Annotated in this window: 16 protein-coding genes and 1 pseudogene; 15 read left to right on the forward strand and 2 right to left on the reverse strand. The window is 36.5% G+C overall.

What is annotated here, in order from left to right:
- The first annotated feature begins 164 nt into the window (after positions 1-164).
- A complete protein-coding gene (locus tag DW721_RS15480) occupies positions 165-1,208 on the forward strand; it encodes an LCP family protein (protein ID WP_022013898.1) in 1,044 nt (347 codons plus the stop codon).
- A 124-nt stretch (positions 1,209-1,332) separates the two neighbouring features.
- Here the strand turns inward: DW721_RS15480 and DW721_RS15485 are convergent, their stop codons facing one another.
- Entirely contained in the window at positions 1,333-2,529 is a 1,197-nt protein-coding gene (locus DW721_RS15485) for a D-alanyl-D-alanine carboxypeptidase family protein (RefSeq protein WP_243036046.1), read from the reverse strand.
- A 263-nt stretch (positions 2,530-2,792) separates the two neighbouring features.
- Between DW721_RS15485 and DW721_RS16525 the strand changes: the two are divergent.
- The 7 genes and pseudogenes from DW721_RS16525 to DW721_RS15520 form a co-directional block, all read left to right on the forward strand.
- Positions 2,793-3,074: pseudogene (locus tag DW721_RS16525) on the forward strand (YhbY family RNA-binding protein); the annotation flags it as partial.
- A 174-nt stretch (positions 3,075-3,248) separates the two neighbouring features.
- Positions 3,249-3,860: a nicotinate-nucleotide adenylyltransferase gene (nadD, locus tag DW721_RS15495; RefSeq protein WP_118746267.1), complete on the forward strand. Its 612-nt coding sequence runs from the start codon at positions 3,249-3,251 to the stop codon at positions 3,858-3,860.
- 17 nt (positions 3,861-3,877) lie between these two features.
- Entirely contained in the window at positions 3,878-4,546 is a 669-nt protein-coding gene (yqeK, locus tag DW721_RS15500) for a bis(5'-nucleosyl)-tetraphosphatase (symmetrical) YqeK (protein WP_055942340.1), read from the forward strand.
- Between the two features lie 240 nt (positions 4,547-4,786).
- On the forward strand, positions 4,787-5,137 hold the full coding sequence (gene rsfS, locus DW721_RS15505; RefSeq protein WP_022013893.1) for a ribosome silencing factor: 351 nt from the start codon (positions 4,787-4,789) through the stop codon (positions 5,135-5,137).
- Between the two features lie 332 nt (positions 5,138-5,469).
- Positions 5,470-6,087: a transcriptional repressor LexA gene (gene lexA, locus DW721_RS15510; RefSeq protein WP_022013892.1), complete on the forward strand. Its 618-nt coding sequence runs from the start codon at positions 5,470-5,472 to the stop codon at positions 6,085-6,087.
- Positions 6,088-6,113: 26 nt separating this feature from the next.
- Positions 6,114-7,085, forward strand: a complete 972-nt coding sequence (holA, locus tag DW721_RS15515; RefSeq protein ID WP_022013891.1) for a DNA polymerase III subunit delta — start codon at positions 6,114-6,116, stop codon at positions 7,083-7,085.
- A 109-nt stretch (positions 7,086-7,194) separates the two neighbouring features.
- The gene (locus DW721_RS15520; protein WP_118746268.1) at positions 7,195-8,256 is read left to right on the forward strand and encodes a hypothetical protein; all 1,062 of its coding nucleotides are present in this window, start codon (positions 7,195-7,197) and stop codon (positions 8,254-8,256) included.
- A gap of 237 nt (positions 8,257-8,493) precedes the next feature.
- On the opposite strand, the gene DW721_RS15525 is transcribed toward DW721_RS15520, so the two are convergent.
- Entirely contained in the window at positions 8,494-9,720 is a 1,227-nt protein-coding gene (locus tag DW721_RS15525; RefSeq protein ID WP_055942331.1) for a UDPGP type 1 family protein, read from the reverse strand.
- A gap of 199 nt (positions 9,721-9,919) precedes the next feature.
- Here DW721_RS15525 and DW721_RS15530 point away from each other — a divergent pair, with 199 nt between their 5' ends.
- The 7 genes from DW721_RS15530 to DW721_RS15560 form a co-directional block, all read left to right on the forward strand.
- Positions 9,920-10,588, forward strand: a complete 669-nt coding sequence (locus DW721_RS15530; protein WP_022013888.1) for a hypothetical protein — start codon at positions 9,920-9,922, stop codon at positions 10,586-10,588.
- On the forward strand, positions 10,588-10,956 hold the full coding sequence (gene acpS, locus DW721_RS15535; protein ID WP_022013887.1) for a holo-ACP synthase: 369 nt from the start codon (positions 10,588-10,590) through the stop codon (positions 10,954-10,956). The genes DW721_RS15530 and acpS overlap by 1 nt, the downstream gene beginning before the upstream one ends.
- Before the next feature lie 3 nt (positions 10,957-10,959).
- Positions 10,960-12,579 carry an NAD(P)H-hydrate dehydratase gene (locus DW721_RS15540; RefSeq protein ID WP_118746269.1) on the forward strand — a complete coding sequence of 540 codons (1,620 nt, stop codon included), beginning with the start codon at positions 10,960-10,962 and terminating at the stop codon, positions 12,577-12,579.
- Positions 12,580-12,623: 44 nt separating this feature from the next.
- Entirely contained in the window at positions 12,624-13,805 is a 1,182-nt protein-coding gene (gene alr, locus DW721_RS15545; RefSeq protein WP_347560406.1) for an alanine racemase, read from the forward strand.
- A gap of 304 nt (positions 13,806-14,109) precedes the next feature.
- Positions 14,110-14,469 carry a type II toxin-antitoxin system PemK/MazF family toxin gene (locus tag DW721_RS15550; protein ID WP_022013884.1) on the forward strand — a complete coding sequence of 120 codons (360 nt, stop codon included), beginning with the start codon at positions 14,110-14,112 and terminating at the stop codon, positions 14,467-14,469.
- A 24-nt stretch (positions 14,470-14,493) separates the two neighbouring features.
- Positions 14,494-14,973, forward strand: coding sequence for a 23S rRNA (pseudouridine(1915)-N(3))-methyltransferase RlmH (rlmH, locus tag DW721_RS15555; RefSeq protein WP_022013883.1), 480 nt, complete (start codon positions 14,494-14,496; stop codon positions 14,971-14,973).
- A 60-nt stretch (positions 14,974-15,033) separates the two neighbouring features.
- A partial coding sequence (locus DW721_RS15560; protein WP_182436364.1) for a restriction endonuclease subunit S occupies positions 15,034-15,605 on the forward strand: 572 nt, incomplete at its 3' end.

Below are 15,605 nucleotides of genomic sequence, written 5' to 3' on the forward strand. Positions count from 1 at the left end.
TGGAAATAAAAAGTAGTCAGAATTTTATTGCAATAAAAGCAGTTTTCGTGTAAAATAACATTTTGTAACGCTGGAATGTTTTATGTACTCTCAGTATCTTCTTAAAATTCTTCGTTCAGAAGATTTCGAGAGCACATTTTTACGGAATGGAGGAAGATGAAGATATGTGGAAGAAGATTATATTATCACTTCTCATAATAATTAGCGGTGCAGCCGGATTTTTTGTGGCTAAGGCACAGGTTACATTTAACAATACATTAAATCATGTCAACAGGGATTATGATACGGCACTTAAGAATGTAGACTTAAGCGGTATTGAAGTAAATTCTGATGATGATATTGTAAATATTCTTGTAGTCGGCAACGATTACAGAAAAGAAAAAGGATATGATGCGAGCGGTCTTACAGACACTATGATAATCGCGACAATGGACATGAAGCATGGAATGTTAAAACTTACAACATTGATGCGTGATATGATTGTAGACATACCGGGACATGATCCAAACAAATTAAATTCACCAAATTCATTTGGCGGAATACCGCTTCTCTACAAGACAATAGCTCAGAACTTTAATATCGAACTTGACGGTTATGTGGAAGTTGGTTTTGATGCATTTGAAAAAATTGTCAATTCAGTAGGGGGGGTGGAAGCAGAGCTTACTGAGTCAGAAGCAAACTACTTAAACACTACGAACTATATTTCAAAAAAGAAATACAGACATGTAAAGGTTGGAAAGCAGAAGCTTAACGGAAATCAGGCACTTGGTTACTGCCGTATTAGAAAAGGCGGCACATATACCATAACAGGACTTACGGATGATTACGGCCGTACATGGAGACAGAGAGCCATTATTACAGCAGTTTTTGACAGAGTAAAGACACTGCCTGCAACAAAATGGATTGATATTGCAAACAAGGTGCTTGATGGATATGTTACTACAGACCTTTCAAATGAAAAGATACTTGAATATATCACGGATGTTGTCAAGATGGGTACTACAAAGGTAAACCAGCTTCAGATACCTATAAACGGATATTATAGAGCATCAGCAAGAGGCGAGTACAGTTGTGGTTCTTCTATCGTTATGACGGACGGAGTAAGCTCAACCAGAAACTCAAGTGCAAATGCTGAGGCACTTAATAAATTTATATTTGATTATGATGGAAAGAAAGCATTCCAATACGGAAAATTTACAAATAAGTAAAGAAATAAGGAACTGCGATGATTAAAATAACAGACTGCCTTTATATTTTGGCGGTCTGTTATTTTTACAATATGCGAATTTTTTGGAAAGTAAAAATCATTAAGAAATGGAATGAGAAGTATATTTATGCAGCGTATGTGGAAAACACCAGTTTTTTAAATGATTTTAATATATAATCGAGATAAGTCGCACGATTAACGGACTCGGACGCGTATATCGGAATATCATCAATTTTTGTATCATTGAGAAAATAGGTGATTTTTCCTATGTTTTCACCTTTTTTTACCGGTGCAGTGAGGTTCTTTTTAAGATAAACCTTTCTTGATATTTTTTCTGAACTTTCATTTTTTATAAGTATATATTTAAAATTACTTTTTGTGCATGAACTAAGATATTTTTTTCTGCCTCCGGCTATCTTTATCTTAGATGGAAGCACTTTTGAGGTCTTTTCCGAATAATTTCTGCACAGAGAAAAACCATAGTCTAAAAGACTTGCAGCTTCGTTAAATCTTTTTTTGGGGTCAGGTGATGCCATCACAACGGCGGTCAGACTGATACCGTTGCGGCTTGCCGTAGCACTGAGACAATATTTGGCTTTTGATGTAGAGCCGGTTTTAAGTCCCGTTATACCCGTATAGGTTCTGATAAGCTTATTTGTATTTGTAAGTCCGAATTCTTTTTCACCTTTTTTTGTCTTGTGGGTTATCTTATCCATCCATGTAGTAGAATATTTTGAGATTTCGGGGTGTTTTGTGATAAGTTCTCTCGACATGAGTGCAACATCATAGGCACTGCTGTAATGTCCGGATGAGATGGAGTCATCAAGACCGTTGCAGTTTTTAAAATGAGTATGTTTCATGCCGAGTTTTTGAGCTTTTTGGTTCATAAGTTTAACAAATTCCGTTTCGCTTCCGGCGACAAATTCAGCCATAGAAACAGCGGCATCATTTGCACTTGCGATGGAAATACATTTTATCATTGTCTCTACATTTTGTGCTTCGCCAGGTTCAAGAAAGACCTGTGAGCCACCCATTGAGGCAGCATATTCACTTGTTGTCACCTCGTCAGTCAGCTTGATTTTTTTTGATGACAGTGCATCGAAGATTAGATTTAAGGTCATTATCTTGGTTATGCTCGCCGGTATCATTTCCTTATCCTTGTTTTTTTCGTATAGGATTCTGCCGCTGTTGTTCTCGATAAGAACGGCAGTCTTTGAGTCTATTGATAATGCGGCTTTTGCAGTGGCACGAGGTATATAAATAATGTTTGAAATAAAAAGAGTAAGGGACATTATAAATAAAAGATTTTTTTTCACAGACATATGGTTATCATCCTTTTATACAGGTAAAATATGTATTAATCCATATTTATTCATAAATATACGGTTATATTACAAAATTGTATTGTTTTGGTGTGGAAAAAAATAATTTTTTTGTGTATAATAGTTTTGCTGTTCGCATTTATTGAGCAGATAGCAGAGCGGATTGAAAATATCCGCCTGACAAAAAGTAATTTTATAACAAAATTAAGAAAGAAACGGGTTGTTATCGTATTCTAAAGATAATGACAGAATGGAGAATAATAATGACAAGTAAACAGAGAACAGAATTAAAGTCACAGGCTATGAAGCTTGACAGCATTTTCCAGATAGGAAAATCAAGTCTTACTCCACAGTCTATAGAAGCTATAAGAGCGGCATTAAAGGCAAGAGAACTTATAAAGATAAATGTATTAAAGAATTGTGATGATGATACGAATGAACTTGCAAAACTTATCGCTGAGAGAACGGGAGCGGAGGTTGTGCAGGTTATCGGTAAAAAGATAATACTCTATAAACAGAATATGCAGAAACTTGAGAAACGCCGTCTTGCAGAAAAAAGAGCTGAAAAGAAAAAAGAGGCAGCAAAAAGAAAAGCAAAAGAAGTCAAGCGTGGAACAAAGTCAGAGTGGACAAGGGCTGACAGCATGAGAAAGAAAAATCAGGTAAAAAAGAATAAATAATAGATTAAAAACTGAAGATGCAGGTGGTGTATAAGACAAATGAGTAAAGTAGGTATTATGGGAGGAACATTTAATCCTATCCATCTTGCACATACGGAGATGGCAAAAGTGTGTCTGCAGCAGCAGGATTTAGACAAGATTTTATTTATGCCGTCGAAAAATCCGCCGCACAAAAAAGACAAAAGTATATTGCCTGAAAACGAGCGTGCCGTTATGGTAAAGCTGGCGGTTTCAGAATATGATAAATTTGTATTTTCGGATTTTGAGCTGCAAAGAAAAGGTACGACATATACGGCAGATACATTAAGACTGTTACAGGAAGAAAATCCAGACGATAACTATTATTTTATAATGGGTGCGGATTCGCTGCTCTATCTGGATAAATGGTACAGACCACAAGAGATATTAAAGAGGGCGGTCATATTAGCAATAGGGCGTGACGGCTCAACACCTGATGAACTCAAAGAAAAAAGAAAAGAGCTTATAAAACAGTATGACAAGGCGGATATACGCTTTGTGCATATGCGGCAGATGGATATAAGTTCGAGCATGATACGGGAAGGTATCGCACATGGAGAAAACATGGAAAAATACCTTGACAAAGAAGTATGGAACTATATAAATGAAAATGGATTATATGATGCAATATAGCAATATGTGAGATGGCTTTGATATACAGAAGTAAACGGAATAAGGATGAAAGACTGAAAGACGGGTGTATAGGGATGAAAGATGAATATGTAAAAATTCAGGAAAAACTAAAAAAGAGATTATCTGAAAAAAGATATGCACATACGATAGGTGTAAGCTATACTGCAGCGGCAATGGCAATGCGTTATGGTCTAAATGTTGATGACGCGGCAATGGCAGGGCTGTTGCATGACTGTGCAAAATACATGACTGATGATGAGCTTATCGAAAAATGTAAAAAATATGGTATAGAATGTAGTGAGACGGAGAAAAGAAACGGATATCTGCTCCATGCAAAACTCGGTGCATATTATGTAAAAGAAAAATACGGAATAGACAATGATGAGATATGTTCGGCAGTCAGATACCACACGACAGGAAAGCCTGTTATGTCGGTTCTTGAAGCCATTGTGTTTACGGCAGATTATATAGAGCCTGGCAGAAAGATACTTCCAAACTTTAAGCTTATAAGAAGCATGGCATTTGTTGACCTTGACGAAGCCGTATATCTTATACTTAAAAACACATTGTCTTATCTGAGTGATGAAAAGAAAAGTGAAGCAGGCAAAGAAAAAGAGATTGATGAACATTCAGTTGAGGCCTATAAATATTATAAAAAGATTCATGATGAAAAAGGTATTAAGTGATTGCAAAACTGATTATATGTTGTGCTGATTGTGTAAATATAAACAAATAATAACGCAGGCACGCTTTTGCTACCTGTCACTCGCAGCAGTACATAAATCAGCAAAAAACGCTGATTAAGTGTTGACGGTGACAGAAGTGCACTGCTAACATTATTGTTTATATTTACACAATCTAATCAAGATTTATGATAGTTTCGCAAATGCCTATAGCAGTATATAAAAATAAGGAGAGAAGAATATATGACAAAACAGAGAGAGATGGCAAAGATTGTTTTTGATGCACTTGATGAGAAGAAAGGCGAAGATATTAAGATAATTGATATTTCCGAGATTTCAATCATGGCAGATTATTTTGTGGTTGCAAGCGGTTCAAGCTCTACACAGATACAGGCACTTGTGAGAAATGTTGAGGAGAATCTCCACAAGGCAGGATATGTGATGAAGAGGATGGAGGGTGACAAGAACAGTTCATGGGTTCTGCTCGATTTCGGTGATGTTGTCGTTCATGTTTTTAACAGGGAGGACAGGCTTTTTTATGACCTTGAAAGAATTTGGTCTGACGGAAAGATTATCACACCTGAGGAGTTGTGATAGTTATAGTTTAGTATGTGAAAAATGCTCTCATATTTGAGGGCATTTTTTATAGAAACAGTTCAGCCTTGCATTTCTTACATTCATAAACCTGCCAGCGAGCTGTCAGTCGCTGCTTTGCAGCTTATGTTTCCTCATTTCAGAAATGAAAGGCTATTCTACCATAAAAAGGTACTTAACAATACAATGAACAAGCTCATTGTATTGCCAATTATCTTTTTATGGCTGAACTGTTACTTTTTATAGAAAATTCTTTGAACATATGTTTGACAATGCCTTGCAAATATGATAAAATATACAAAATTACAATACATATTCGGGAGGGCAGTGTTATGGCAAAAGAAAGAATATCTGCAAAGCAGAAAGAAATATTAGACTTTATCAAATCAGAGATTATAAATAAGGGATATCCGCCTGCAGTTCGTGAAATTTGTGAGGCGGTCAATCTCAAATCTACATCCTCGGTTCATTCTCATCTTGAGACATTGGAGAAAAACGGTTTTATCAGGAAAGACCCTACAAAGCCAAGAGCCATTGAGATTATTGATGATGACTTTAATCTGGTGAGGAGAGAACTCATAAATGTTCCTATCATTGGTTCAGTGGCAGCAGGAGAGCCTATCTTTGCGGAGCAGAATATAGAGGGATATATGCCTGTACTTCCGGGAGATATGCCAAAGGGAGAAGCGTTTATCTTAAATGTCCGTGGTGAGAGTATGATAAATGCAGGTATCTTCGATGGAGATAAGGTGCTTGTTCATAAGCAGAGTGTTGCAGAAAACGGTGAGCTTGTAGTGGCACTTGTCGATGATTCAGCCACGGTTAAGACATTTTATAAAGAGGACGGTCATTTCAGACTTCAGCCTGAAAATGATACTATGGATCCCATTATCGTAGACAATGTCGATGTACTTGGAAAAGTAGTAGGTTTATTTAGAACATATCATTGATTTAACACTATTTTTGGAGAACTTATATGAATCGTATTAAGGATGACATAAAGCAGAGGAAGTTTCACAATCTGTATCTTCTTTACGGCAGTGAAGAATTGCTCAAAAAAAATTACAGGGAAAATCTTAAGCATTTTATTCTGGAAAACAGTGATGAGATGAATTTTTCAAAATTTGAAAATAGAGGCATTGATTTAAGTGAGGTACAGTCCATAGCCGATACATTGCCGTTTTTCAGTGATTACAGGCTTATTGTTATTCAGGACAGTGGTCTTTTTAAAACATCAAATGATTTTGCGGATTATCTTGAGCATATGCCTGACAGTACGATTATTATTTTTGTTGAAAAAGAGATCGACAAGAGAAACAAGTTATATAAATATGTAAACAAAAACGGAATAGCTGCTGAGATTAAACTTAAGGATGCACAGGAGACATTAAACTGGGCGGCGAGAAGATTAAAAGATGCCGGAAAAGTGTTCACCAGACAGACGATGGAGTATTTTTTGCAAAGAGTGGACAATAATCTTTACAGTCTCTCAAATGAAATTGACAAGCTTGTTGCATATACAGGAGACAGGCAGGAAGTGACGATTGCCGATATAGACGAGATATGTCCTGCATTTCTCCAAAATCATATTTTTCAGATGGTGGATGCAGTCGGTGCATCAGATGCAGATAAGGCTTTGAAATTGTATAATGAACTGATTGAGTTAAAAGAAGCTCCATCTTATATTTTGTATATGCTCATAAGACATTTTAATATACTTCTTCAGATAAGTTCACTAGGAGGAGCAGCAAAGAATGAGATAGCAGCAAAGATTGGTATTTCACCTTATTTTGTCGGCAATTATCAGAGACAGGCAGCGGGTTTTAAAAGAGAACAGCTTAAAAATGCATTAGAGAGCAGTCTTGACACGGAGCAGAAGTTTAAGACAGGAATATTAGATGACCAGATAGGTGTAGAGCTTTTGATAGTCGGGCTTGTAAGCAGATAGTTTTTGATTTTGTGATAATTGTGTGATAAAGAGGCTTACCAGCTTGTCATTTTTGTGGCTGTATGATAACATTATATCAATTACAAAGCAAAAACCAGGAGGAAAAACGATGTGGTGTCCAAAATGTAAAACTGAATACCGTGACGGTATAACAGTATGTGCAGATTGCGGTGAAAAACTTGTTGAAGGTACAGCGGATGACTTTGATGTAGTTGAGATCTGTGATTTAAAAGATGATGAAATGGCAGAAAATTTTATCGAGTATCTCGGATATTCAAAGATTGAAAATGCTAAGAAAGTCATAAGGGACGGAATTACTATAGTGACCGTGCCATCAAGATATGAAAAGCAGGTTGAAAAACTGTTTAAAGGTTTTCAGCTTGCATTAGAGGAAGACAAGGAAAAGCAGAAACAGGAGGCTTTAAAGAAAGCACAGGAAGGAGCATATGCACAGCAGGACTCAGAAGATGTTTCAGTTGATGGAACAGAAAATGCCGATTTCGACCAGACAGAGGAGTCCTCTGGTACGGATATGGAGAGTGCAATAGATGCTGATACTCAGGCTGATGAAACAGAACAGCAATGGGATATAAACAAGGATGAGAGTGAAGATGATGAAAAACTTGTTGAGGAGGACGATCTTCACAATAATGTCATCACTGACGATGAGATAGAAGAAGATACGGCGGACATCTTATATACACCGTCAAAGGCATATGTAAAAAAAGAAGATGAGTATAAGGATGTTAAATTTTCAGGGATTACATTTATCATATTCGGTATTCTAGGTATAGCATATCTTACATTATGTAAACTTGATATTATCGCTATTGATTACAATATATTTGTATTTTGTGTCATAGCGGCATTATTTGTCGGATTTATAGTTATGGGAGTTGTTTCAGTAGTCAAGTCGAAGAAGATTAAACTTCAGATTCCGGAGGAAGAAATCCTTACAGAAGAGTTAAATAAATGGCTTGAAGAAAATATTACTAAAGAGAGTGTGGAAAAGTGGATTGACGATTCTGTTTCAGATGAGGAGAATGACCTTATAGTTATGGCACATATCAGATCAATCCTTATAAAGAAGTATCCGGATTTAAATGTTTCATTTATTGAGATGCTGACAGAAGAATTTTTCAATTCTCATTTTGTTGAGGATGCTGAGTAGATTAAAAATCAACAAGTAAAGAAAAAAGAACAGGATTCAAAATATGTCATTATAAGTCCTGTTCTTTTTATTTCATAAATTTTAAATTTTCTTTTTGAAAATATATTTTTTGTTACAAATTCAACTATATTTCTAACACATAATTGTATTTGGTAAAAAGTTTTTGACAAAAACGATTATGTATCAGTGTGATACATAATAGCTTTTGTTATAAACATCGTATATTATATGGATAGTTTACAGTTCTATGCCGTTTTCCTTAAGAAGTTTTCTTGCACTTTCGATGGAATCGACACCTGTTTTATTTTTGATAGGTGCAAATTCTTTATTTCTTTCAACCTCAAACGGAAGACAAGTATCAAGCATATGAATCATATCAAGGATAAGAGTTTCAAACTTATATCCGTTTGGAGATTCAGGTTTGATAAATTCACCGTTTTCATTCATATAAGGTATTTTCTTTTCTACGATATGAAGTGGGAGTTCGTTGTTGCATATCTCCTCAAGTTCAGGTTCGTGGAAAAGATAATTGAGAATAACGCCAAAGTTATATGCAGGGTCACCGTTTTCATCTTTTGTGTTGCGAAGTTCTTCTGTCTGCTCATAGTATTCGACGATAGATGGTCGTCCATCCTCAAGGCACATAACACCGACTTTTTCGTCGGGGTCTGCTTTCCTTACAACTTTTGCACCGACAGTGCATTTCTGGTCTATAGTTGCACCGATAAAGCATGGGTCAGCAATACGCTGGAGAACATTATCAACAGCAAAAACATTGATCCACTCGATATTTTCTTTGTGGATTATATCGACAATTCCCGCATTTTGCATAGATGAGAACCAACCGCCATTTCCATTAGGGGAAGTGGCAATCTTATCCTTTGCTTCCATATATACCTTGCCTTCATAAGTTGCGGCAGGTGCCATATCCTGCTTGAAAAAATGAATATAATCAGGGTTGTAGGTAAAGTAATTTTGTTCTTTAAAGAACGAAGTTGTCGCTTCATGATTTTTATCACTTGTCATAATAAAGAGGTGAATCCATACACCGGCTTCGTCAACAACATCAAGAAGATTTCTGATAATACGCTGAAAAATATAGACCGGTTTTGTGATACCTATGTCATACATACCTTTTGGGTTGTCCGAACCAAGTCTTGTTCCCATACCGCCCGCTAAGAGAACTGCACTGACTTTGCCGGCACGGATAGCTTCAAGACCTAGTGATTTAAAATGTTCTTTTGAAGCATTGATTTCAGTCAGCGTCATAGCTTTTATAGGTGTTATAACTCCTCTTTTATCCTCGGCTTTACCATTTATTACTTTAGAGGTAACTGAAAAATCAGTCTCGTCAATTTGTTTTAAGAGAGCCTCTTTTTGTGAGTCATTTAATTCATCATAATAGTCAAGAATGTGTTCCTGTGCATATTCTTTAAGTTTGTTTTTTGCATTTTCAAAGTTCATAAATTTTTGTCCTTTCTCCGTAGTTTAAGTATTTGTTCCAATTTACATTGTTACAGTTACTATTATACATAAAAATGAACAACTATGCAATTGACTTATGTTAAGTGACGGAATATAATTAAAAATAAAGCGACTGCATTAATGAGCAAGCAGCGAAGCGGATTGCGAATGTCCGTTTTACTTCGGGAGGAAGATTTTAATGTTTGGCAGAAAGAAAAAGAAACAGAGCAAGGATATGACTTACTTTTATTTAGATGCACTTAAGAATAAACAGATTCCTGTGTTGGTATTAGACCCAAAGTGGCATGAGTTATTTCCAGACTTTAGAAAAACTGATAAAATAAAAAAACTTGAAGAACATCTTCTTGATCTTATCAAGCAGCAGGGACAGTCCTCAAATGATTTAAAGGAATATGAGAAAGCCAAGAAAGTCGTCATGGAAAATATTGTAAACAATATGACGGATGGGCATGAGCCTGACGCAGAGCTGAGAAATAAAAAGCAGGATGCAAATCAGAAGATGATTGATGAGATAAACCAAAAGACAGCCGAGGCACAGCAGCTGCAAAGACAGCTTCCGGCAGAGATACAGATTGCAAATAAAGAGCTGCTCATTGCCTGCATGGATGTATGTTACAGGGAACTTACGGAAAATACAGCCGTTATAGAGGAACTCGATGCGTGGATAAATGCGGCAAGAGAAGAACTAAAAAACAGGATTCTTGCCAAGCAGGACAAGGAGATGCGAAATACGGAGTTGTATAAATATATGCATAATCTTCTTGGAGCACAGATAGTAGAAATTTTTGATAAAAACAATCATGTATGGAAGGGAAATGTAGAAGAAAACATTTCAAGTAAAAAATAATGAGTAAGATTATTGGTGTCGGGACAGATATTGTTGAAGTTGGGCGTGTGCTTAAAAGTTGTGAAAAACATAGTTTTTTAAATAAATATTATACAGAGGCAGAAAGAGAACTTATAAAAAGAAGAAAGAGTTGTGCTGCCACTAATTTTGCCGGAAAAGAAGCAGTAGCAAAAGCTTTTGGAACCGGCTTTTTAAATTGTATGCCTGAAGATATTGAGATACTCAGAGATGAAAAAGGAAAACCATATGTAAATCTTTCCGAAAAAGCAGAAAAAATTGTAAAAGAAAAAGGCATAACAAAAATTCACATATCATTGAGTGATACGGATAAATTGGCAATGGCATATGTGGTAGCAGAGGGGGATTAAGACATGAGATATATAACTGATGCAAAAGAAGCAAAGCAGATAGATAATATTTCGATAAATGAGATTGGTATTCCGTCACTTGTACTGATGGAGAGAGCTGCACTTGGTGTTGTAGAGGAGATTGAGAAGGTATATGGAGAATTGTCTGCTAATGCCTGTGTTAAGAGAAAAACAGAAGATAATTTTTTGAATTCGCAAAGGTGCAAAAAATCTGCGGAACTAAAAAATGTTAATTCAAAAATACTTGTAGTTGCAGGAATGGGAAATAACGGAGCCGATGGAGTAGCGGCAGCAAGAATGTTAGAACATGACGGGATAAAAACTGCGATAAAGCTTGTAGGAAATATTGAACACGCAAGCGAAGAAATGAAAAAACAGCTTGAAATAGCAAAAAATCTTGGAATTTCTTTTGTCACGGACATGAAAAAAAATGAATATGATATTATAGTAGATGCCATTTTTGGAATTGGTTTGTCAAGAGAGATAACAGGTGAATATAGAGAGATTATAGAGAAAATAAACGGCAGCAATTCTTATATTGTTTCTGTTGATATTTCGTCGGGAGTAGATGCCACAGGCGGGAAAATACTTGGAACAGCCGTAAAAGCAGACATGACAGTTACATTTGGAAATTTAAAAAGAGGAATGTTGCTGTTTCCGGGTGCAGTGTATTCAGGCGAGATAAAGGTCAAAGACATAGGTTTTCCGGATAAAGCAGTAGAAAGCGTGTCACCAAAAGCATATACATTTGAAAAAAATGACCTTTACTGTATGCTGCCACAGAGAAAAATGCGGACAAATAAGGGAAGCTACGGCAAAGTTCTTGTGATAGCGGGATGCGAGGCAATGTGCGGAGCCTGTTATTTCAGTGCCGCAGCAGCCTATAGAGCAGGATGTGGTCTGGTGAGAGTCCTTACGGCAAAAGAAAATATGCAGATATTAAAGACAAAACTGCCTGAAGCTATAGTGGGAAGCTATGATGAAGAATTTGAGGATGGCATAGATTTTACACCTAAAAAAGAGGTAGAAGAGGCAATCAGCTGGGCTGATGTTATTGTGATAGGTCCGGGACTTGGAAAAAGTATTAAAGCAAAGTCGCTTGTAAAACGCATATTAAAAGTGAAAGACAAAACTGTTGTCATAGATGCCGACGGATTAAATATTTTAGCTGAATTTATAGAAAATAAAGAGCAGGGCCTCGATAATCTTGGAACAAACTTTATATTGACACCGCATTTAAAAGAAATGAGCAGACTTGCAGGGAAGACAACGGATGAGATAAAAAATGATATGCCGTACTATGCAACGGCACAGGCTGAATGTAACATAGTCTTAAAAGATGCGAGAACAGTTGTCGGTGAGGGAAGAAACATGCCGGACGGAAAGATATATATAAATACATCAGGAAATAATGCACTTGCAACAGGCGGTTCAGGCGATGTATTAAGCGGCATAATAGCAGGCATTGCGGCACAGGACATAAAAATGAAGCCGGCACTTGCTGCTGCATTTGGGGTATATGTTCACGGACTGACGGCAGAAAAATACACTGAGACAAAAAGCAGGTACAGTATGACGGCATCTGATATAATAGATATGCTTCAGGATGTAATGCCTAGGTAGATAGTGGAGATTATGGTAAATAAAACTGAGAAATGAGGATTAAAATGAGTACGAATAAAATAAAAGAATACTACAGAGTGAAAGCTGATATAGACCTTGATGCGATACATGAAAATGTTGTAAATGCAAAAGCACTTACAAAACCCGGAACAAAACTTATGGCTATAATAAAAGCAGATGCATACGGTCACGGAGCTGTCATGGTCGCACAAACATTAGAGGATGTTGCGGATGCATACGGTGTTGCCATACTAGAGGAAGGAATAGAGTTAAGGCAGGCAGGCATAAATAAACCTATACTTATACTTGGATATACGCCGGCACCTCTTTACAGTGCAATGATAAAATATGATATAGCAACAGCGGTATTTGAATATGATATGGCAAAAAAAATGTCGGATACGGCAGAAAAAATGGGGAAAAAAGCTAAAGTTCATATAAAACTGGATACCGGAATGAGCAGGATAGGATTTAAGCAGGACGATGAAAGTCTTGCGGTTATAAAAAAGATAGCAGAGCTTCCCGGAATAGAAATCGAGGGCTGTTTTACGCATTTTGCGACAATGGATGAAAAAGATAAGACAAAAGCCATGAAGCAGTTTGAGAGATATATGGATTTTGTTAAAAGAATAGAAGATGCAGGCATTAAAATACCTGTAAAACATGTGTCAAACAGTGCCGGAATAATAGAAAAGCCGGAAGTAAACCTCGATATGGTAAGAGACGGAATATGTGTATATGGAATGTATCCGTCTGAGGAAGTAGACAAAACAAAATTAAATCTAACACCGGCGATGGAGATAAAATCTTATGTGTCATTTGTAAAGACACTTAAAGCCGGAGTAGAGATAGGTTATGGCGGTACATATACGACAACCGGTGAAACGGTAGTGGCAACGATACCGGTAGGATATGCTGACGGTTATTCAAGAGTATTGTCAAACCGGGGCAGAGTTCTTATAAAGGGAAAAAGTTTTCCGATAATTGGAAGAATATGCATGGATCAGTTTATGGTAGATATAAGCAGCCAGCCTGATATAAAACAGGGCGATGAGGTAACTCTTGTCGGCAGGGACAAAGATGAGTACATATCAATAGAAGAAGTGGCAGATATGTCATATTCATTTAATTATGAATTTGTTTGCGACATAGGAAAAAGAATACCGAGAGTGTATTACAGAGGCGGAAAAGTAGTTGCGACAAAAGATTTTTATCCGGAGTATTAGAATAAGTCTCTGGCTATAGTAAAAAATTCATGCTTTTTAAAGATACATATGTATAAAAACGATAAAGATGGAAAGAAATAACATTATAGGATGCATAAAGAATTACATAAAATGCAATTCCGGATTATGAGCAGTTGCAAGAGTACATTTTATTGATGTTAAGTCAGGAAATGTTTTCAGAACTGCTAAGTCAAATCCAGTTTAAGAGCGATTGATAGAGTTTGTCTTTTTGGATTTCAATGAAGAAACAACTCTTAAAGCTGCTCAGTCAATTCCAGATTATTGTGATAGGAGCGTGAAAATTTTGAATATAAAGCGGGGAGATATATATTTTGCAGATTTAAGACCGGTAGTAGGTTCAGAGCAGGGAGGAATACGCCCTGTGCTTATAATACAGAACGATATGGGAAACAAACACAGTCCGACAGTTATATGTGCGGCAATAACATCGAGAATGAACAAGGCAAAACTGCCGACACACATAGCACTTGAGGTGAACAGGTATGACATAATCAAGGACTCAGTGATATTGCTTGAACAGATAAGGACTATAGATAAATCAAGATTGCGTGAAAAGGTCTGTCATCTCGATGATGAGATACTTGAGAGGATAAATCATGCACTTTGCATAAGCCTTGCACTTGAGGAAGGATGCTTAAGATAATCAAAACAATGAAAAGAGGGAACGATGAAAATAACACTTCTGACGGTAGGAAAGATAAAAGAAAAATACTTTACAATGGCAATAGATGAATATAAAAAGCGGCTCAGCAGGTATTGCAAACTGGAAATAATAGAGGTTGCAGATGAAAAGACACCGGATAATGCCAGTGAGCATGAGGAAGATATAATAAGGGCAAAAGAAGGGGAAAGACTCACAAAATACATAAAAGACGGGGCATATGTTATCTCACTTGCCATACAGGGAAAACAATATTCATCAGAGGAATTTGCGGACAAGATAGACAAGCTTGGGATAAACGGGGTAAGTCATATTATTTTTATAATAGGCGGCTCAATAGGGATAGATAAAGATATACTAAAAAAATCAAACGAATTGCTGAGTTTTTCAAAAATGACATTTCCGCATCAGCTCATGAGGGTGGTTCTGCTGGAGCAGATATACAGGGCATATAGGATAAATGCAGGGGAACCATACCACAAATGAGAGGGCAGGACATCCGTATGATAGAATGTGTACAAATTCGGAATTTGTAGGAGGATGAGGATGAAAAGAAATATGATTAAGCTGGGGGATGTTGCGACATATATTAATGGATATGCTTTTAAACCAGAAGATAGGGGAGAAGTTGGATTGCCGATTATTCGTATTCAAGACCTTACAGGGAATGCGTATGATTTAGGCTTTTATAATGGCGATTATCCTAAAAGAATAGAAATAAATGATGGGGATGTGTTAATATCATGGTCTGCTAGTTTGGGAGTGTATGTTTGGAATAGGGGTAGAGCATTGCTCAATCAGCATATATTTAAAGTGCAATTTGACAAAGTTAATATAGATAAAAGTTATTTTGTATATGCAGTACGGCAAAAATTAGCAGAGATGGCTATGAAAACACATGGAGCCACGATGAAACACATTGTAAAAAAGGATTTTGAGGAGACATTGATACCGTATCCATCACTAAAAAAGCAAATTGAAATAGGTACAAATTTAGATAAAATTGATAATATAATTGTTGCACGAAAACAACAATTAGAATTATTAGACGAATTGGTTAAAGCCCGATTTGTCGAGATGTTTGGAACACTCCATGATAATGAAAATGGGTTTGATAT

Source organism: Clostridium sp. AM27-31LB (genome assembly GCF_003480745.1).
GTDB classification, from domain to species: domain Bacteria; phylum Bacillota; class Clostridia; order Lachnospirales; family Lachnospiraceae; genus Butyribacter; species Butyribacter intestini.